This is a genomic window from Ferviditalea candida (genome assembly GCF_035282765.1).
Classification (GTDB): domain Bacteria; phylum Bacillota; class Bacilli; order Paenibacillales; family KCTC-25726; genus Ferviditalea; species Ferviditalea candida.
This window is the reverse complement of sequence record NZ_JAYJLD010000048.1, coordinates 1-20,516: the sequence shown is the minus strand read 5'-3', so window position 1 is coordinate 20,516 and position 20,516 is coordinate 1. Positions and strand designations below refer to the sequence as shown.

The 20,516-nt window shown below is 46.5% G+C and carries 17 protein-coding genes and 4 tRNA genes; 5 read left to right on the top strand and 16 right to left on the bottom strand.

Annotated features, from left to right (window positions below; all coding sequences use genetic code 11):
• Positions 1 to 123: 123 nt before the first annotated feature.
• The 10 genes from glmS to VF724_RS19270 form a co-directional block, all read right to left on the bottom strand.
• The gene (glmS, locus tag VF724_RS19315; RefSeq protein WP_371755879.1) at positions 124 to 1,953 is read right to left on the bottom strand and encodes a glutamine--fructose-6-phosphate transaminase (isomerizing); all 1,830 of its coding nucleotides are present in this window, start codon (positions 1,951 to 1,953) and stop codon (positions 124 to 126) included.
• A 957-nt stretch (positions 1,954 to 2,910) separates the two neighbouring features.
• Positions 2,911 to 4,251, bottom strand: a complete 1,341-nt coding sequence (gene glmM / locus VF724_RS19310) for a phosphoglucosamine mutase (RefSeq protein WP_371755878.1) — start codon at positions 4,249 to 4,251, stop codon at positions 2,911 to 2,913.
• A 27-nt stretch (positions 4,252 to 4,278) separates the two neighbouring features.
• On the bottom strand, positions 4,279 to 5,652 hold the full coding sequence (locus VF724_RS19305; RefSeq protein ID WP_371755877.1) for a CdaR family protein: 1,374 nt from the start codon (positions 5,650 to 5,652) through the stop codon (positions 4,279 to 4,281).
• Positions 5,645 to 6,460, bottom strand: coding sequence for a diadenylate cyclase CdaA (gene cdaA / locus VF724_RS19300; RefSeq protein ID WP_371755876.1), 816 nt, complete (start codon positions 6,458 to 6,460; stop codon positions 5,645 to 5,647). The genes VF724_RS19305 and cdaA overlap by 8 nt, the downstream gene beginning before the upstream one ends.
• A 147-nt stretch (positions 6,461 to 6,607) precedes the next feature.
• Positions 6,608 to 7,222: a zf-HC2 domain-containing protein gene (locus VF724_RS19295; protein ID WP_371755875.1), complete on the bottom strand. Its 615-nt coding sequence runs from the start codon at positions 7,220 to 7,222 to the stop codon at positions 6,608 to 6,610.
• A gap of 83 nt (positions 7,223 to 7,305) precedes the next feature.
• On the bottom strand, positions 7,306 to 7,881 hold the full coding sequence (gene sigW / locus VF724_RS19290; RefSeq protein ID WP_371755874.1) for an RNA polymerase sigma factor SigW: 576 nt from the start codon (positions 7,879 to 7,881) through the stop codon (positions 7,306 to 7,308).
• Between the two features lie 346 nt (positions 7,882 to 8,227).
• Positions 8,228 to 8,298 (bottom strand) — tRNA-Gly (locus tag VF724_RS19285).
• A gap of 15 nt (positions 8,299 to 8,313) precedes the next feature.
• A tRNA-Pro gene (locus VF724_RS19280) sits at positions 8,314 to 8,390 on the bottom strand.
• 19 nt (positions 8,391 to 8,409) lie between these two features.
• Positions 8,410 to 8,486, bottom strand: a tRNA-Arg gene (locus tag VF724_RS19275).
• Between the two features lie 22 nt (positions 8,487 to 8,508).
• A tRNA-Gly gene (locus VF724_RS19270) sits at positions 8,509 to 8,583 on the bottom strand.
• 164 nt (positions 8,584 to 8,747) lie between these two features.
• Here VF724_RS19270 and VF724_RS19265 point away from each other — a divergent pair.
• Positions 8,748 to 9,461 (top strand): Crp/Fnr family transcriptional regulator, encoded by a 714-nt coding sequence (locus VF724_RS19265; protein WP_371755873.1) that lies wholly within the window; start codon positions 8,748 to 8,750, stop codon positions 9,459 to 9,461.
• 23 nt (positions 9,462 to 9,484) lie between these two features.
• On the opposite strand, the gene VF724_RS19260 is transcribed toward VF724_RS19265, so the two are convergent.
• The 4 genes from VF724_RS19260 to mobA all read right to left on the bottom strand — a co-directional run bounded on the left by VF724_RS19260 (position 9,485) and on the right by mobA (position 12,695).
• A complete protein-coding gene (locus VF724_RS19260) occupies positions 9,485 to 11,161 on the bottom strand; it encodes a b(o/a)3-type cytochrome-c oxidase subunit 1 (RefSeq protein WP_371755872.1) in 1,677 nt (558 codons plus the stop codon).
• A 65-nt stretch (positions 11,162 to 11,226) separates the two neighbouring features.
• Positions 11,227 to 11,706, bottom strand: coding sequence for a cytochrome c oxidase subunit II (locus VF724_RS19255; protein ID WP_371755871.1), 480 nt, complete (start codon positions 11,704 to 11,706; stop codon positions 11,227 to 11,229).
• Positions 11,707 to 11,735: 29 nt separating this feature from the next.
• On the bottom strand, positions 11,736 to 11,939 hold the full coding sequence (locus VF724_RS19250) for a hypothetical protein (RefSeq protein WP_371755870.1): 204 nt from the start codon (positions 11,937 to 11,939) through the stop codon (positions 11,736 to 11,738).
• Between the two features lie 135 nt (positions 11,940 to 12,074).
• A complete protein-coding gene (gene mobA / locus VF724_RS19245) occupies positions 12,075 to 12,695 on the bottom strand; it encodes a molybdenum cofactor guanylyltransferase (RefSeq protein WP_371755869.1) in 621 nt (206 codons plus the stop codon).
• Positions 12,696 to 12,921: 226 nt separating this feature from the next.
• Here mobA and VF724_RS19240 point away from each other — a divergent pair, with 226 nt between their 5' ends.
• The 4 genes from VF724_RS19240 (at position 12,922) to VF724_RS19225 (ending at position 16,785) form a co-directional block, all read left to right on the top strand.
• Positions 12,922 to 13,446, top strand: coding sequence for a DoxX family protein (locus VF724_RS19240; protein WP_371755868.1), 525 nt, complete (start codon positions 12,922 to 12,924; stop codon positions 13,444 to 13,446).
• 226 nt (positions 13,447 to 13,672) lie between these two features.
• Positions 13,673 to 14,389 (top strand): Crp/Fnr family transcriptional regulator, encoded by a 717-nt coding sequence (locus VF724_RS19235; protein WP_371755867.1) that lies wholly within the window; start codon positions 13,673 to 13,675, stop codon positions 14,387 to 14,389.
• Positions 14,390 to 14,810: 421 nt separating this feature from the next.
• On the top strand, positions 14,811 to 15,800 hold the full coding sequence (locus tag VF724_RS19230; RefSeq protein ID WP_371755866.1) for a tyrosine-type recombinase/integrase: 990 nt from the start codon (positions 14,811 to 14,813) through the stop codon (positions 15,798 to 15,800).
• A 1-nt stretch (position 15,801) separates the two neighbouring features.
• The gene (locus tag VF724_RS19225; RefSeq protein ID WP_371755865.1) at positions 15,802 to 16,785 is read left to right on the top strand and encodes a tyrosine-type recombinase/integrase; all 984 of its coding nucleotides are present in this window, start codon (positions 15,802 to 15,804) and stop codon (positions 16,783 to 16,785) included.
• A gap of 167 nt (positions 16,786 to 16,952) precedes the next feature.
• On the opposite strand, the gene VF724_RS19220 is transcribed toward VF724_RS19225, so the two are convergent.
• Positions 16,953 to 19,235: a hypothetical protein gene (locus VF724_RS19220; RefSeq protein ID WP_371755864.1), complete on the bottom strand. Its 2,283-nt coding sequence runs from the start codon at positions 19,233 to 19,235 to the stop codon at positions 16,953 to 16,955.
• A gap of 16 nt (positions 19,236 to 19,251) precedes the next feature.
• Positions 19,252 to 20,463 carry a sensor histidine kinase gene (locus VF724_RS19215; RefSeq protein ID WP_371755863.1) on the bottom strand — a complete coding sequence of 404 codons (1,212 nt, stop codon included), beginning with the start codon at positions 20,461 to 20,463 and terminating at the stop codon, positions 19,252 to 19,254.
• Positions 20,464 to 20,516 lie beyond the last annotated feature (53 nt).

The window sequence follows — 20,516 nt, the reverse complement described above, 5'->3', positions numbered from 1 at the left end:
TGTCAGGAAATAATCCTGGATCTGCTCGGCTTCCATACGACTTTTAATTGCTCAATACGAGTTTAATTTGCTGGCAAACGACTTTATTTGCTGGCTACAAGATTCTGTTAACCCCGTGTCCCCTTACTCTACAGTAACGCTCTTGGCTAAATTCCTCGGTTTGTCAACGTCGTTGCCGCGGGCCAGCGAAGCGTAATAGGCCAGTAGCTGCAGCGGAATGACCGATAGGGCCGGCGTCAGGATCGGCAGGGTTTTCGGTATGGTCAGCAGCCGGTCGACGGATTTGACCAGCTCCTCGTCATCGGCGTTGGCGATGCCGAGCACGAAAGCTCCCCGGGCCTTCACTTCCTTGATGTTCGACACCGTCTTCTCGAACAGCTCCGGCTGCGTCGCCAAGGCGATGACGGGGATTCCTTCCTCGATCAAAGCCAGTGTGCCGTGCTTCAATTCTCCGGCCGGATAAGCCTCGGAGTGGATATACGAGATCTCCTTCAGCTTGAGCGAGCCCTCTTGAGCAACCGCATAATCCAAGCTGCGGCCGATAAAGAACATGTTGTCGTGCTCGGCAACCAGCTCGGCGTAGGCCTTGATCTCACCCTGCTGTTCGAGAATCCGCTGCGCCTGCTCGGGAAGCCGCCGCAATGCGGCAATGATTTCCCGGATCTGCGCCCCCTCCAGCGTCCCACGAACCTGAGCCATATACAGCCCGAGCAAATAAAAAGCGATCAGCTGCGTGGTATATGCCTTAGTCGAAGCAACGGCAATTTCGGGCCCGGCCCAGGTAACGATCACATCGTCCGCTTCACGGGCTACCGAGCTGCCGACCACATTGGTAATCGCGACTACTCGCGCACCGAGACGTTTGGCCTCGCGAAGCGCGGCCAGCGTATCCGCCGTTTCGCCGGACTGGCTGACCGCAATCACCAGCGTATCCTTCGTAATGATCGGCGAACGATAACGGTATTCCGAGCCTACTTCCGCTTCCACCGGTATGCGCACCAGGCTTTCAATCACCTGCTTGCCGACGAGTCCGGCATGATAGGCCGTGCCGCACGCCACGACGTGAATGCGCTGGATGCCGCGTATTTCCTGTTCGCTCATGCTGATTTCATTCAAGATAATCTTGCTGTCGTCGGTTGCGATCCTGCTGCCCATTGTATCCAAATAGGCTTTCGGCTGCTCGTGAATCTCCTTGAGCATAAAATGATCGTATCCGCCTTTTTCCGCGGTGACCCAATCCCAATCGACATGAAACATTTCCCGGGCAATGAAATTCCCTTCGATTGTCATTAATTCGACACGATCCTTCGTCAAAACCGCCATTTCCCCGTCGTTCAAAATATACACGTTTCGCGTATATTCCAGAATCGCGGGAATATCCGACCCGATGAAATTCTCTCCTTCGCCGATTCCGATAATCAATGGGCTTGCCAGCCTGACCGCCACCAATTTGTCCGGTTCATGCTCGGTCAGAACGGCAATCGCGTATGCGCCGCGCATTCTTTTGATCGCTTTCTGCACGGCCATAACAATGTCCCCTTGGTATTCTTCAGCGATCAAATGCGAAATGACTTCCGTATCCGTCTCGGAAACGAAGGTATGGCCTTTGAGCATCAATTCTTCTTTCAGTTCCAGATAATTTTCAATAATTCCGTTGTGCACCACTGAGAATTTCATCGTTTGATCCGTATGAGGGTGCGAATTGGAATCCGACGGCTTGCCGTGCGTCGCCCACCGTGTATGCCCGATTCCGATCGATCCCGTCAAAGGCTTCTGCTGAAGCTGGGATTCAAGCACGGCCAGACGTCCTTCCGCCTTGCGGATTTCCAGTCCGTTCTCCGTATATACCGCAACCCCTGCCGAGTCATAACCCCGATACTCCAGCTTTTTCAAACCGCTAAGCAATATATCCTGTGAATCTCTCATTCCAATATATCCTACGATTCCACACATTGAATGATTTGAACCTCCATATATCCATAAATTTTCTCAACATGATGAAGAGGTTTCCCGCGTAACGTGTGGACTGCCCTGTCGTGCCATTCAAAACCCGTATGCTTGTCGAGTCGCTGCGTATTTTCAATGTTCTTCGATTCTTCAAATCTACGGGAGCATGGATGGCCCTCTTCCCGTTACGGTGAAAACACGCTCTCCTTCATTGTCACGTCCAAAAACAAGTCATCCCATTGGAGCTTTGTACAACCGGTCACCCGGAAGCTTTGCTCTCCAATTTGCGGTGCGGATGATCATCACCGGGAGGTCCCCGCCGAAGCCTTCGAACACCTCCACCTCGTCAACTCTTCGAAGTATTCCGTTTCATCCTATCCGACAAGTCCGCTGATCCTGCGGACATGACAATCACGGATGAGAGAACACCTTCCCCGGAGTTCTGGCGCTTTTATTCATTTGAAAAACCCCCTACCCTCCTTTCCTTCTCAAATTGCATATCTTCATCTTATTCATTTTCATAACCGTGCGCAACCTCTTCTTTCAGCAAAGAAGAATTTCATGAAGCCACTGGAAAAACCTATAGGTGAGTATTGTACGTGTCGGATGAGAATGAAGGTGTAAGGAAGGGGAAGGTGAAGCTGGCTGCCGCACCTCTGAGGAATAACCGGGCGTGTCTGATGGTGAGGCTTTAGGTGCTTGAAAAACTGCAATAAAGGAATTTCGGGGTGTTATTTTAGGCCAAATAACCGGATTTCGGATTTTTCGACAAAATTAACGCCCTCGAAAGACCTTATTCGCCCCAAATTCAAAAGAATTCCTTAAATAAGACCCTAAAAAGATCTTATCCTGCTAAGCTCCGATCTGCGTCATTCCAAGCTGCGTTCTTCTATGCTGCGTTCATTACGCATCAGCTCATTCCAATAATCCGTCCGTACATTCCAATCACCTAACCACATCCGATCAGCCCAGCTCCTGCCGGATCACGCCTGCAATCTGCCGCGCAAGCGATTCGATCTGCTCAATCTCCGGGCCTTCCACCATGACGCGAATCAGCGATTCAGTTCCGGAAGGCCGCACCAGAACGCGGCCATTATTCCCGAGCTCAAGCTCCGCTCTGTCAATCGCTTCCCCCAGAACCGGATTGTCCTTGAACTTGCGTTTATCGGTCACTTTCACATTGATGAGAATTTGCGGATATTTGCGCATCATGCTCTTCAATTCGCTTAATTTTTTATCCGAGCCCACCAGCGTATTGACCAACTGCAAGCCCGTCAGGATGCCGTCTCCGGTTGTGTTGTAATCCAGGAATATTACATGCCCGGATTGCTCCCCGCCAAGGTTATACCCGCCAATGCGCATCGCTTCCATCACGTACCGGTCTCCGACTGCAGTTTTCTCCACTTGAATACCAAGATTCGCCGCAGCTTTAAAAAAGCCGATATTGCTCATCACGGTCGTCACGATTGTCGAACGCTTCAGCCGGCCGGTTCGATTCATCGCTTCCCCGCAGATCGCCAGAATAAAGTCGCCGTCCACCTCCGAGCCTGTCTCGTCGACGGCAATCAGTCGGTCGGCATCTCCGTCGAACGAAAGTCCCAAATCGGCGCCGTGCTCCACCACTTTCTTCTGCAAATGATCCGGATGCGTGGAGCCGCAGTTGTCATTGATGTTCAAGCCATTCGGCTCCGCAGCAAGCGTGATTACCTCAGCCCCCATTTCGCGGAACACCTTGGGAGCAAGCTCGTAGGCCGCTCCGTTGGCGCAGTCCATCACTATCCTCAAACCCTTAAAGGAGGTTTCGCAGGTCGTCTTCAAAAACTCCGCATACCGATATTTCGCGTCCTGATCATCGGTTACCGTTCCGATCATTCCGCCCACGGGCCGGGGCAAATCATCCGTTTCCGCATCCATCAGACGCTCGATTTGCAATTCCGTTTCGTCGGTAAGCTTAAATCCGTCACGTCCGAAAAATTTGATTCCGTTATCCTCTACCGGATTGTGCGACGCAGAAATCATCACTCCGGCATCAGCTTCCAAGGTTCGGGTCAAATAAGCAACCCCCGGTGTGCTGACAACTCCGAGACGCACGACATTCGCTCCGATGGACAGCAGCCCGGCCACCAAGGCGGATTCCAGCATTTCACCCGATATCCGGGTATCTCTTCCGATCAATACGGTCGGCCGCTGCACCTCGCCGGTGAGCACGTACCCCCCGCATCTTCCAATTTTATAAGCCAGCTCGGGGGTCAGTTCTTTATTGGCAATTCCGCGCACCCCGTCGGTTCCGAAATATTTCCCCATTTTGCTGTCGTGCCTCTCCTTTAGCGTTTATTCTGACGTTTGTCCCGATAAATTTCCATGCGGCTGTTGCGCGGCAGACGATTGCGCCTGATTTCCATTCGTCTGCTGAGCGGTGGCCGGCTGTGCCTCATTTCCGCTCGTCTGCCGGGCGGACGGCACCGGGTTAGGCCGTTCACTGATTTCCACACTGACCTTGAGATCCTGGTTGGGCGCTTTTCTCACGTACGGAGGTAAATTCAGCATCAGCGGAAGCTCGTATTTGCCGATAGGCAGGTTGCTGACGTCCACAAAGGCCTGCACATCCTCCGCGCCCATTTTTTCAATAGTAGCAGGTGCTCCTTCCAGGATCAAGTCGATTTTGCCGTTTGCGGGATTCGTTACCTTTGTCGCATATTGATTATTCTCACCGCTGATCAGGATGCCGACCTGATCCAGCTTTTTCCGGGCGGACGGGACGATTGTTAATTCCACGGTCATCTGGTTCGGATCGACTTGGGTCACTTTCCCTTTCAACGGGATGTCCAGCACGAACGTTTTGTCGCTTTTCATATTGGTCAAATCAATCTGCGGCCCGGTATAGAATTGCATCGCGTCAAGTTCCTTCTGCGGTCCGTACACGGTGACCTGGCCGGCGCTTTGATGGAAAGCGGCAATGCTGTATCCTTCCGGAAGCTCCCCGGTCAATTTGATCTGCAGCGGTATTCTTTTGAACGGGCTAGTAATCGGCACTTCCACATCCACGATTGAGGGCGAGATACTCGCCGGCACTTCCTTGCCGTCCGCATTATATGCCGCCAGCTTTACCTGAGTGACTACCGCAGATTTGGCTCCGTCAACCGGCACCTTTCCCCGGACGAATTGAATGTCGTTCTGCCGGCTTTCCGGAACCGTGACATGAACCCTGCTCGGGTTGATGATCGGCGTTCCCGCTACAAGTCCTTCCGCAGGGCTGCCTCCCAAATCAATAGTCACCGGCATTTCTTTCTTAAGATTCTTCTCCACTTTGACCGTGACGCTCGAAGGCAATACTTCGGCGCTTACGTCTTCCGGAAAATCTTTGAGCTTCTCCAGCTTCAACGGGACGATTTGCGCCCCCTCCGTCACGTTGGACAAATCCAGAAGCACCTGAAAATTCGTCGTATTCACCAAATTCAGAGAGGAGGTTTTCCCGCTAATCCTGACCGTCACGGTCGACGGAGAAATCGATACCAGATGGTAATGATTTTTATCCAGGCCGACAGTTTCGATGCTGACTTTGGAAATATCCTCGGCTCCGTACAGCGGCGCGGTCGAGGTGGTAGTCGTCTTGGTGGTGTCCATATGCACTACCGCCCACAAAAGCAGCCCCAGAACCAACGCGATCACCCTGACCACATACATATTGTTCAGCCATCTATCCATTGTGACCACTCCTCCATTTCCAGAAGGCGGTCTTTTCCTTCGTTTTGGCATTTACATTCAACTCATCAAACAGCTTGGACATCAAAGACTCCTCTTTGATGTCCCGCACAATCTGTCCGTTGAGCGCCAGGGAAACTTGTCCGGTTTCTTCCGACACGACTACACTCATGGCATCAGACACTTCACTCATGCCGATCGCCGCGCGATGCCGGGTGCCGAGTTCTTTGCTGATGAAGGGATTCTCGGAAAGCGGCAAATAACAGCCCGCGGCCATTATCCGGTTCTTTCGGATCATCACGGCACCATCATGCAGCGGCGTATTCGGGATAAAAACGTTGATCAATAATTCGGAGGTGATGACGGCATCCATCTGGATTCCGGATTCGATGTAATCGTTCAAGCCGGTATTCCGTTCAAAAACGATCAAAGCCCCGATTTTACGCCGGGATAAATAATTGACCGCTTTCATGACCTCACCGACCCGGCTGGAGAAATCCTGCTCCTCATACGTTGACGATCGGGTAAACAATCTCCCCCTGCCCAACTGCTCAAGCGCGCGCCGGAGCTCGGGTTGAAAGATGATGATGATGGCCAGAACGCCGAAAGTGAACATTTGGTTCATCATCCATTTTAACGTATTCAGATGAAACCAGATGCTGATCAACCAAGTAATCACGACGACAAAAATGCCTTTGAGCAGTTGCACCGCACGGGTGCCTCGCACGAGCAGGATCAGCTTGTAGATGACATAACTGACGATCAGGATATCAATGACATCGTATATGGTGATTTGCGCAAACAATTCCAACCTCTTCACTCCCCCCATGCAGACCGCAGCTTATCATATATTATACCAATTATAAACTTCTTTTCGAAATCCATCATTATCCTTTTTTCACCAAAAAAACCTCCCCTGACCGATATCGTCAATCGAGGAGGTTCCGCTGCTTCCTGCTTATTGGGATATTCGCGTAAAGTCGGAGAAAAGCTGGTTCATCCGGTACCAAATCCAGTCCAGTGCCCTGTTGATGCTGGTAACTTCACCGGAAATGTAAGCGGTTGAGGCCAGACTCAATTTGCCGTCGACCACCGTAACGTTGCCGTCCACTTTACCGTCGACCTCGACCCTGCCGTTCTCCACAAACAAATCGCCCTTGACCGTATATCCGGCGGGAACGATCACCGAATCTCCGTGTATGATAATATGTTGAAGGTCTTTCCCCTTGACGACCATTTCCGTATCTTGATTCCACAGTGTCACATAGCTTCCCAGCATGACCAGCAGGAACAAAGCGGCGGCGGAAACGGCAGGATGACGCTTGACCCACTGCAGCCGGGAGCGTTTCGGAACGGACGGCGGAACGGCATCCATGACCCGATCCCGCAAGCCCGCCGGTGGCCTGCCCTCCGGCATCGACCGAAGCAAAGCATCCGCTTGTTCCAACTGTCTCATCAGGAGCCTGCAGTCGGAGCAAGTTTGCAGATGATCGTTGAGCCGAACGGCTGTTGGCTCCTGCAAATCACCGTCCAGATAATCATGTATCAAAGGTCTGGCCTCCTTGCAATTCACAGACAGCCGCTCCTTTCCGCAATGTTCTTAGATTCGTGTAATACCATACGCAACAAGTCCGGTATTGTTTCAAAAATTTTTGCTCAAAGCAAAAGTTTGTCTTGCTCCAATTTCCTCCGCAAAAATTCCCTGCCTCGATGGACTCTTGTTTTGATGGTAGTTACCGGTATATCCAAAATTTCACTGATCTCCTGAAGCGATAAATCATGCAGATAGCGCAGGATAACCACCGACTTATATTTTTCCGGAAGCGCTTCAATCGCTTTTCGCATCTGCAGTTGTATTTCCGACAAGATCAGCCTTTGCTCCGGTCCAGGTTCATCACTTGCCAGCATGGCATGCCAATCGATTCCTTCCCCGTCGGCAACCTCTGCGTCCAGAGAATATTGATGTTTTCTCCGGCGGAGACGGTCAATGCATAGATTCGTTGCTATCCGATAAATCCAAGTGGAAAATTTCTGATTCGGATCATATTTGCCGAGATTTTTATAGACTCTCAAGAACGTTTCCTGAACAATATCTTCAGCTTCCTGACGGTTGCCCAGCATTCTGTTGGCCAGGTGAAAGATTTTGTCCGTATAAAGGTCGACCAATTCGCTGAACGCATTTCTGTCTCCATTATAGGCCAGCTTGGCCAACCTAGCCTCAATATCCCTCACTCCTACACCCCCAGCGGCCGTTCGGATATACCCTCCGTCAGCCGAATATTGCGCTGTCCGTCAGCAATTCCATTTCTTTATTTTGAACCGTAAATCCATTGTCGATGCGAACTCTTAACTATGTAAATAATTTTAGGCATTAATGATAAGCTTACGAAAAAACAGACCTTGCGGTCTGCCGTTGGTGTCAAAGATGGAGCGGGTGATGGGAATTCTCTGAATTGCCGGATGTGAATTTCCATCCTCCCGGATGGCGACTATGGTTAATTCGGACGCTCGTCCTGATCCGGGATCTCAAGGAGGCTTCACGGACGGCCGAACCCTTAGGGTTCGCTTCCCATTAGAAAGCGGGTGATGGGAATCGAACCCACGCTACCAGCTTGGAAGGCTGGAGTTCTACCATTGAACTACACCCGCACATCAGATTGCTATTGGTCGGGACGACACGATTCGAACATGCGACCCCCTGGTCCCAAACCAGGTGCTCTACCAAGCTGAGCTACGTCCCGATACATTCCGGATGAACAATGGCGTGCCCTGAGAGATTCGAACTCCCGACCTTTTGATTCGTAGTCAAACGCTCTATCCAGCTGAGCTAAGGGCACAAACAACATCCGTAGAAAAAAATGGAGCGGAAGACGGGATTCGAACCCGCGACCCTCGCCTTGGCAAGGCGATGCTCTACCACTGAGCCACTTCCGCAAAATCGACAAGTATTAATATATCAAAAATCAAATCGATTTGCAACAGGTTTTTTCATGTATTTTTTCCCAATACGCAATTGACGTATACAGAAGGGTAGGCATCGTATAAAATGAAGGGTAACAGATCCCAAGAACGGGGCGTGATTAAAGATGCAAACCTGCATGCAGAACAATTTTTCCGACGCCAATACCCAGATTTCACAATTCTTGTCCGAGTCTAATTTCCTTCTTTTGCAATCGGCCATGACGTTTCACCAAGTCACCTCAGGCACTCATTTGTTCTGGGACGGTGAACCTTCGGAACACTTGTATTATGTGAAATCCGGACAAATCCACATCACCAAATCAACGGAAGAAGGCAAGGAGCTCATTCTTTTCATTCGCCAGGACGGTGATCTTTTCGGGGAAATCGGCAGCGTCGGTAAACCGGTGCACACCTTCAATGCCAAAGTGGTGCAGGACAGCATGATCGGCTTTATCCCTCATGAGGATCTGGAACAACTGATCGGACAAAACGGCGGCTTTGCCGTGGAATTCATGAGATGGATGGGCTTGATGCATCAAGCTACCCAAGCCAAGTTTCGCGACCTGCTGCTTTACGGCAAAAGCGGGGCCCTTGCCTCAACGCTGATTCGTCTTGCCAAGACTTACGGAGTTCCCGGCGATGAAGGAATCGATATTTGCATCAAGCTCACCAACACGGACCTGGCCAACATTATCGGCACCACACGGGAAGGCGTCAATCGCCAGCTGCATGAATATATGGACAACGGTATCCTGACACTGAAGGACGGGAGAATCGTGATCCGCGACCTTCAGCGTCTGAAAACCATCGTCAATTGCGCCAATTGCCCGGATGAAATTTGCCGGTTATGACGCTGCTTCTCCAAGCATGATCATCACCATGTCTTAAAGCCCGGCGAACCCGGAACCGGATTGGTGGCCATGCCGTAAAGCGGAATCGTATAGGCGACCAGAATCAGCACAACCGCAATGCTGATCCACACTCCCCAGCGCTCCAAATATCCGGGCGTTTTTTCCGATCCTTCCGTCACTTCGCCGATCGGATATTCCTCCGCTTCCCCGCTTTTTGGAGCCCTCAGCAGCAGCATCACATTGACGGTCATCAGGATGATTCCGATGAACAGGACCATTCCTCCCACGCCCATTACAATATGATAAGGCACCCAGGAAGCGGCTTCGGCGCTGCCGTTATAGGTTGTGTAGGCCGTTCTGCGCGGATCGCCCAAAAGTCCGGAGATATGCATCGCACCCGACATCAGGAACATGCCCGCCACCCATACGACCGTTTGTATAATCCCCAATCTATTTAGGAAAGGCGTAAGCTTCCTGCCGGTCAAATGGGGAATCAGCCAATAAGCAACCCCAAAGAAGGTAAGGGCTACGCTTGTCGCGACCGTCAGATGAAAATGCCCCGTCACCCAAAGCGTGTTATGGACAACCGCATTCATCTGATTGCTTGCATTAATGATTCCGCCCGCTCCCGCTGGAATAAAAATCAACATGCCCATAAATGGGGCAAAAAATCTGACGTCCTTCCACGGCAGCACTTTCAACCAACCGAATAAGCCTGTAGCCCCCTTGGCGCGCCCGTTCAGCTCAAAAACTGCAAACAAGGAGAATGCCGTCATTAAAGAAGGAATAATAACCATAAAAGTCAATACGACCTGCAAAAACTTCCAGAACGAGCTGATTCCCGGCTCCATCAATTGATGGTGAAACCCTACCGGAATAGAGAACAGAAGGAACAACACAAACGATAGTCTTGCCAAGGCATCGCTGAATATTTTTCCTCCGATAATTTGCGGAATGGTCACATACCAGGCAATATAAGCCGGCAGCAGCCAGAAATAAACGAGCGGATGGCCAAAATACCAGAACAGCGTCCTGCTTAGCAGAATGTTCACCCGGTCCACCCAGCCGAATGACCAAGGAATCAACTGCAGAACGACCTCCGCCGCGACTCCGATTGTGGCGATCTGCCAAAGCAGCATGATTATCACCGACATAAAAGCGAACAGCGGGGAAATTTGGCCGCGATTTGCCTTTTTCCAGTGCCGATACTGCGTAAAGATGCCGAACCCGCTCACCCAGCTTCCAACAACCACAAGCGCCAAGGCAATGTAAAAATAGGGGGACGCCTTCAGCGGAGCATAGAAAGTATAGAGTACTGTCGCGCGGTTCAGTAAAATTTCTATTGTGCCGATTAACGTACCGACGGCCATCAACCCAAAGCCTGCCCAGCCCATCCCTCTTGAAGAATTCAGAAGCCGGCCTCCCAGTGTCTTGGAAACACCCGAGTATAGAAATCCGATAATAAAGAATGTGGTAAAAATCAAAGCCATCAAAACCCCATGTGCGGTCAGCAGCTCATAATACCCGATATTGGCCGGCAGCGTAATCATTCCCGCACGCACCAACGCTTGCAGCAATCCTGCAATTCCCCCGAGCAGCAGCGCGGCGAACGCGAACAAGATATGGGCCAGAACCAATCCCGCATCCTTCCGGTCAAACGGCTGTGGGGCACTGATTTGCGCCGAATTTACAGCATTCATATTGTCCACCCTTTCCGTACATACTAACTTAAAAATTCACTTTCGTTACAAAGGCCAATGTAAATTCATTTGACAATGATTTTGGTCTGCATCAATTCATGCGCCACGCCACAGTATTCATTGCACAGCACCAGATACTCACCCGGTTGGGCGAACGTATGGTCCGTCTGATTGACTTCACCAGGAAGAACCATCATATTCACGTTGGTTCCCGGTATCGCAAATCCATGTACCACATCCTTGCTGGTAACGACGAAATGTACGGTAGCTCCCGCAGGAACCTCAAGCTGGTTCGGAGAATATCCGAAGGCGAAGGCCGTCATCACCGCTTCATATTCGTTATCTCCAATTTTCCGAAGCTGCGGTTTATCAAACGGTGGCGTTTCGGACAAACGGGTTGAATCAACGGATTGATAATCTCCGCAGTAATTTGCCGGAGGCTGCATACCCATGGCAAAGGCTGAGACTCCGAGCACCAGTAAAAAGACAAACAACATGATGATTCCGAAAGTCAGCCATATTTTTTCCAAACGATGAATGTGCATAGACTGCCTCTCCCCATTCTCTTTTCAAATTAAGCGTTTCGTACAAGAAATATAATAAATACGATTACCCAAGAAAGCAGTAAAAATCCTCCAAGAATCATGACAGAAGCAAATGTGCCCGTTAATACAGGCTCCTTGTCCGTGGTTTCCGGCGAACTCGCACTTAACCTGCTGCGCTGCATTTCGATTGATGTTGACTTCATCTCCGCGATCTCCGATTCATTCCCTGCCATTGCGGTTTCCTCCTTTCTTTTCCTGCTCGTTCTTTTTAACCTTGATGACGTTTTTATTGTAGCCGCAAAAAAAGACCCTCTCTGTGAGAATCTTCACATACGAAGGTCCATTTTTGTTACTTTTTGGTGAACGTTTTATCGGCGGATTTCCGATCCGGACTGCTCCGATTGGAGTGCATTTTTGTAATCAGTTTGCGTCTTGATGGCAGTGACAAAGCTGCTCGGTATGCCCTGCTCGTTCACTTTCGGTTCGGTAAGCTCCGCCCACCGGAGCGATTTGAGCACATCCTGCACATCGCTGATGCCGCTCTGCAGCGTCTTCGCAACTGTTTCGGCGACTGACTTGTCGTAAATCGCATGCAGTGGATGCAAGCGCCCTTTGATGAGGGGAATCGCTGCTTCAAGCACAAGATTTTCTTTTAAATCCAATAGAAGCCCCGCTGCTTTAGAAGAAACAAAGGGCATATCCGATCCGATTACCCATACGTTTTGATGCTTGGACAGCATCAACCCCGCATGCATACCGCCCAAGATTCCTTTTCCTTGATAAAAATCCGTGATGATTCGCACCGATCGATCCACCAGCGGGAGAAACAATCTCGGTTCATTCGTCACGATAATAATTTCAGAACAGATTTTGTTCATTTCGGCGATCTGCCTCAATATCAAAGGCGTTCCTTCAAAAGTAAGCAGTGCCTTGACCTGTCCGTTCATCCTCTTGTTATCTCCGCCTGCCAGAATAACCCCGGACAGCATGTCGCCTCACCCTCCTTTTTCTCTGCAATCCTAGCAATAATCTTTCCGAGCTTGATCCCATCATAATCCGAACAGGGCTGTCTTGGATGTTAGTTTTATCACAGGGACGCAATGTCGGCGATGAATTTTTTTTCCATCCAATTTTCAGATTTTGTGATTTTTTTAACATTTTCTTTTTTTATTTTCTTTTATCCTGAAAACCAACCAACGATACAAGGAGTGAGATATGTTGTTTATTGATTTCCTGCGTAATCATCGTTTTGCTTCATTTCTGTTGACAGTTGTACGGATATATCTGGGATGGGAATGGATGAAATCTGGCTGGGAAAAAATCAGCGGGAACGCACCTTTCGACGCATACGGTTTTTTGGTGGCTGCCGCCAAAAAATCCACAGGCGACCATCCTGCAGTTCAGCCCTGGTGGGCGGATTTTCTCAATGCCGTGGCCATACCGAATGCCGGTCTGTTCTCATTCTTAGTGCAATGGGGGGAATTTCTCGTCGGTCTTGGGCTTGTGCTCGGTTGCTTCACAACCTTGGCAGCCTTGATGGGGGTCATGATGAACTTTGCTTTCGTGCTTTCCGGTACAACATCTACAAACGCTCAGATGCTGCTTTTGGGAATTTTCATTGTCGTTGCCGGTTTTAATGCAGCCAAATTAGGTTTGGACTATTGGGTTATTCCGTTACTGAGAAACCTTACGCGGCATGACTGGAATGAGCAAATCGGCGGATACCGCTTCAAAATTTGATTTTTGTCCTCAAAAGTGCAGTATTTCGCAGAGTGTCTTCATTTTCGAAGCCGCTCTGCTTGTTTGCGTTTTGTCAATAAATCGAAAAAATAAGTGTGACTTTTCTCACATCCAAACTTGTGCGAATCGGTTACGGTTAAGGTGTGCTAAAACTCACTATCCTCATTGCAGCATCTGCGCAATTCAAGGATGAGCTTAAGCCGACCTGAATGGAGGGACATCGTCAATGAGCATAGAACAAAATATGCCTGTCCAAAACCAGAACACTCTTTGTTTTTCCGAAGAAAATTTCTCAAGAATATTGGAAACCATGTATGATCATCACGCACCCGAGGGGTCGCACTTATTTTGGGAAGGCGACGCCGCCGATAAGCTATACTACATTAAAAAAGGCCGGGTTAAAATAACAAAATCTACGGATGACGGCAAGCAATTGATTCTATATATGTATCAGGAAGGCGATCTGTTCGGTCAAATGGACCCTTTCGGGAATTCCATCCACAGTTTTAACGCCGAGGTTACCGAGGATAGTTCAGTCGGCATTATTCAACAAAGAGATTTGGAAACGCTGTTATGGCAGCATGGTGACCTGGCAGTGGAATTCATGAAGTGGATGGGCCTTATGCATCGCTTGACCCAAACCAAATTCCGCGACCTGATGATGTTCGGAAAGCCGGGCGCTCTTTGCTCGACGTTGATCCGTTTAAACAATACTTACGGAAAAGACTACGGACCCTACCGCATCATCGACAAGAAAATCACCAATACCGAATTGGCAGAGATGATCAGCGCGAGCAGGGAAAGCGTTAACCGGATGCTGAGCGACCTCAAACAGATGGAGGTTATCGCCACAGAGAAGGGTCATATTGTGATCAAAGACTTGAATTACCTTCGGGATCTCTGTCATTGTGAGGATTGTCCGGGAAGCGTATGCAGGGTATAGGAGAATGACTAAAAGTCCGGTCGCGCGAAAATGGTTTATCGCAGCCGGACTTTCTTCATTTATTTTTAATAGAGTGAACATAATGTAACAACCGCTGGCCTTCAGCGGTTGTTTCCTCTTATTGTAAATTCAAGAGATGCACTGGTTATGCGCGTGGAGGGACTTGAACCCCCACGGGAAACCCGCTAGATCCTAAGATTGGTGAGTACTTAGGAGGTGGTTCATTCCGCTCGTAACAGCGACAAGTGTTATAATATCAGGTTTTCTCGCCGAATGCAAACATTTTTTTCAGGAAAATTTTGCGCCGATTTTCGCAAGGTTTAGCGAGCGCATATACCGCATTGTTTGGTGCAACCGATAAGCAGCACCCGCGCTAATCTTTTCCTCACTAATCCTTAACGAGGAAAGGATGAAATTCCGAATGAAAAAAGCTCAGGCTTATGACAGCCAATCGTTTGTTTTGCCGGTCAACGTTTCGCCGCGCGTCCAATTCCGCGAAGCCGTCCGATTGTACTTGCTCGACTGCCGGTACCGCAACCTTGCGCCGACCACCATTGATTTTTACAAATTTCATCTGCAGGCGTTTGAGCATTTTATGGATCACTTCAAGCTGGAACTCAAAACGCTCGTCCCTACCGACTTGAGCCAGCGCATGATTCATTACATGATGGATCAGAAACTGACCGCCAACACCATAAACGGCCGCATTCGCACCTGCCAAGGCTTCTTCAAATTTTTATGGCAGGATGGCTTGATGGAAACGAATCTTGCCGACGGTCTCAAGGTCATCAAAGCCCACAACCAGATGCTGTTTACCTTTACGGAGGATCAGGTTAGAGCCGTTCTTGAGCAACCCGACCAAGCCACGTTCACTGGATTGCGCGACTATGCCATGATGCTCGTTTTGCTCGAAACAGGGATGAGGGTGATGGAGCTCACCAACATGAAGCTCTCGGATATTGATTTTCAAAACCAGAGCATCTGCATTCCCATGGGCAAAGGCCGGAAGCCGCGCATCGTTCCCATTCAGGTTACTTGTTTGAAGACGCTTATAAAGTATATCCAGGAACGCGGTTCCTTACCCTTCGATGAGGTTTGGATCACATTAAACAATAAGCCCTTGCGAAAAGCGGCCATTGAAAAAATTGTCCGTGACCATTGCAAAAAAACAGCTCTACAAGGCGTACGAGGGTCCTGCCATACCTTCCGGCATACGATGGCGAAAATGTACCTTATGAACGGCGGGGACATTCTAACCTTGCAATACATTTTGGGACATACAACGCTAGATATGACGCGGCGCTATATTGAATTTTTCGGCAATGACCTCCACCTTCAGCATGAGAAATCCAGCCCGGTTGAGTTCCTTATGCATCGGGAAGAATTGAATGACGAAGGAGAGTGGAAATAATATGGCACGCCGAAATAATTCATTATTGTCGCCGATCCAGACAGTCGAGCCTCAGACTCAGCAAATAACCTTTGATCAAGCTGTGAGATCCTTCATTTTGCATAACAGAGCCAAGAACCTGTCGCCAAATAGCCTCGAATTTTATGAATACAACCTGCATTACATGCAAAAGGTATTTCAAGAGCAAAACATTCCCCTAGATTATCGAAATATAACGGGCAAGCAAATCAAACAACATTTTACCAGCTATATGCTGGACAAGGGACTGGCAAGCAACACCATTAACGGTCGGCTTAAAAGCTGCAAAGCATTTTTCACATATTTATATGAAGAGAAAATGACGGCGCACAATGTTTCCGAGCAATTCGACCTTGTTATCGCCGAGAAAAAAATGATCCAAACGTTGACGAAAGAACAAGTAATCCTGCTGCTCAATCAACCCGATCGCAATACCTTCTCCGGACTCCGCGATTACACACTTATGATGGTTTTGCTCGAGACGGGAATGCGAATAGGGGAATGTATTGCCTTGGAGATCGATGACGTCAATTTGAAGGAATGCGAGATCCGCATCAAAATGGGCAAGGGCCGCAAAGCGCGACGGGTGCCTATTCAAAAAACCTGCGTACAAGTATTAAAAAGCTACCTGGCGGAACGCGGGGAATTAGAGACGAAAGCACTCTTTGTGAATATCGATAACAAGCCCTTGCATCGCCGCACCATTCAAGAAAACATTCAGGAATACGGTAAAGCCGCGCAAATCACAAGCGCTCGGGTATCGCCCCATACCTTCAGGCATACGATGGCCAAATTTTATATCATCAACGGCGGCGACATCTTTACCTTGCAGCAAATATTAGGACACAGTTCGCTTGAGATGGTACGGTACTATGTAGAACTATTTAGCACGGACATTCATCAGCAGCACCAGAAGTATAGTCCGGTGGAGAATATGGGGCTGACTCGTAAAAGTAAAAGAGGTTAGCCCGGAGACACTGTAAGCTCGAAATCGAGTCTTACAGTGTCTGCAGTCTTACCTTAACGAGATGATTCGGATCTTGCCTCACAATGAGGAATGAATATATATGCTACTCTTCCCATCAATCCCTAAATCCTAAGACGTTAAATAACGATACTCATATTATCGTATAATTACTCAGGTGTTTCATAAGATTCTTTTGCTGCAGCTATATTTTCAGAAACACGGATATCTCGACAAACCCTTATGTTTAACCGGTTTTTATGTAATTCAAATTGAAAAACCTGATCGTTTGATGATAAGCTAACCACTGGCCCAAATACTTCATCATCATTTGTTTTATTACCAATTCGATCAATCAATTCAGTAAGGTTCTTTTCCTCCAATAAAGCTTTTGCAATTTTCAATCGAATCCTTCCCTCTTTATCCATACCATAACCTGCGATGTGATTAGTAATGTCTTCTTCTTCTAAAAAACATTTACTTATTTTGCCCATAATAATCTCTATCCTACATTGATCTTCACTGATAATATTAATATATATTTTGTTATTACCGAGCAGTTCAAGAGCAGTCTTATCTGATTTAAGTGACATTATTTTTTGTCCCGATGAATAGTGAAATCGAGCAAGTTCTGGCTTAGTGAACAAGCGTTCTAAATCACTCTTTGTTTCATCATCATCTTCAAATAGTGCTTTTACACAATCATTTATATCATCAATCAAAACACCTACATCTGTAATATCATTAAGACGTCGCTTGACAAAGAATTTCCCCTTACTTTCTTTTCCTTGTACTATGATTGTCCCTGTGACTTCTCTATAATCATCCATAAAATTGACATTCACAGGAAGACCGATCCTTCCCCACCAAGCTTGAGCAGCTTGAAAAACATATAAAGCATATTGTTGATCTAAACGGCTCAATCGTCTTATGGGAAATTCGAACTTCAATATTTGCTGGTTAGAGAAATTTTCATAAGGCATCCAAGTCTCGTCAATTTGATACAATGGGCTTCTGTTAACTAGTAACTTGTCTACTAGATTATTGACTAGTTTTTCAATCATTATTTTGTACCCATCACTCCAAAGGTATCTAGTTGGAAAAGACATTTCAGAAGTTCCATTTTCCTTTTCAATAACTGCTTTTCCATCAAAGTTCAGTGTCGTTATGTCCAAAAAATTGATAGGGTAGCTTATAGTTTCATCCAAATCAAAAGTGATTTTTTTGCCTTCCCAATCATCAAGCGTAACACCAGATTGAAGCTTGAACTTTTCTGGATTTTCTAATGCAAGCATGGCTACTCTACCGGTTCTTTTCCCATTATTTCTAACAGCTAAAGTGCACGTTTGGGTCAAAAGTATAGCTCGTTTTTTTTCACCATTATATAAAACCTCGAAAATATCGCCAAAATCGACGGGTAGATGTCGTTCGTTAACTTTTGTATCCCACATCTCAGAAAGTAAAATTTCCCTTAATGCGATATCTTCATGAATCTCATAAAACGATTGATTCCATTCGTTTATATTTTTTAAAATTTGATCAATTTTAAACGCTACTTCCTCATTTTGTTCCACTTTCTTAGCAATGTGCCTAGAAATCCACTGCATTAAAAAAGCAGGAGCCGATTCACCCTCTTCAACAACCTTTTCTCTAATTAATTCTTGAATGGAACGGGCATTGAGTAAATGAAATTGGCCTAAAACTGCTTCACTACTTTGAATTAGTATTTGTTCAACATTGGATAATAATCTGAAGAATTGTTGGCCTCCATACAGATTTTGAAAAACCATATGAAGTTCATTTCTTGTTTTTTCTTGAGTTATTAGCTGCTTCTTATTGATATAATCATAAAGAGAATTTTTATTAAATTTCGAGTCATGTTCATTTCTTAAAGCTCTAAAATACTGAGACTTTTCTTTGGAATCTAACATTCGGAATCGTTTTGTCGAATCTAATGAAAAATATTCATCTTTGCTTATAAAGACAATACATCTTGGATCGGAATTAGAAGTTTCTTTTTGAGCTAATAATTTTGTCAACCTTTCAGATGTTAACGCACTACCCTTAAGCTTATAATCAAGAAAGATGATTGTATTACTATCTGTCTCAAGATTTTCGGTAGCTCCATCAAGTAATCGAATTTTATCATTCTCAAATAACAAAAACACTACATCTAACAACTCACTGATCTCCGACTTTACAATATCAGGGAATATCTTTTTGAATTCCTTAATGATCTCTGCGGGAAATTCATCAGATTCTTTCAATCCCTCGATAGTATAACCTAGATTCTGCACAAAAGAGTGTACTTCAAATTCTTCACTATCGTACTGACCATTAATAATATCAAGAATAACCTGCTGGTTATCTAATAATTCATCGTCTATTATTACAGCACTGTTTATCCCCATTTTGGTAATAGTGTCTTTTAAAGTTTCTAAAGCAGTACTCAATTTATAACTTCCTTCCTTAGATTATTGTCTCGGATAAATCAATTATGAATTTATAATAATTACCATGTTCGTTTTGTTCATCAGAGAGATATATATCGGCGTTATGAAAACTCAAAATTTGAGAAACGATATACAGCCCTAATCCTCTACCTTCCCCATCAATTTTCCGTGTAAAAAACGGTTCAAAAATAAACCTTGCATCTCCATGCGTAATTCCTGTCCCATTATCCGAAAACTCCACTACAGCACTACTATTAATACGAATATGAATTTTAGATGCTTTTGAAGGGTTTTCTTTCTTATGTTTTAATAGCCAATAATGAGAGTTGTTCAGTAAATTATCAAAAACTTGCACGATCATCCCTTGGTTTGCTTTAATAAAACAGTCACTTTCATGATCAATATTGATAATAATTTCATTATTACCATCTAAGTTCCAAGTAATTAATTTACTATCACATATCTCTCTAACAACCGACACCAAGTTCATTCTAGCTTTACTACGTCTCTTTGTTATAGATTGTAAATCCAACCTGGAAACGACAACTTCCAAGGCTCTAGTATTATGTAAAAGTGTTGTGAGTGAATCTTTTTCTGCTGGAACTCTTTTTCTTAAATCAACCAAATAACTATTAATGCGGCCCAAATAACTTTTCATTTCATGAGCTACTGTTTCAGCAGTCATACCAATACCTGCTAGATCGAATATTCTTCGCTGTTGTTTTTCAACTTCGCTTATTTTTGCATCAAGCTCAGTCACCGAATTTTGCAGATCAAGATATTCCCGTTCTATTGACTCCACATTACTTTTTAATTTCACAACTGAATTGAATATTGGTACTTCTGAAGATTTTGTAAGTTCGCTCAACAGAAACATTTCTGCTTTTAAATTATTAATTCTGTTAGAAAGAGGCGTTATTGCTTCATGAATCTCTTCTGTTTCCACAGGGCCTTTTTTCTCGGGTTTCTTGGGATAGTAGTCCTCAATAATATTTCGAAGGTCTTTTAAAATTGATTTAATTAAAATTCTCAAGTTATCGTATGCTTTATTGTGAACAAGACCTTCCCTATTAGTTTGATCCTTTAGATTGGTATTACCTAATGATGTGATATAAATTGTTCCCACAGTCTGTATAGTGTTAAATCGAATTCCACTAGTTCTAAATCCACCGCTGTCCAATTCTATATAGTTTAAGTTGATTATTCGCTTATTGCCGGCATTTGCCAATGCACAACAGATGCGATTATATTATCATAATATCAGTACCCAATAAAGGAGAT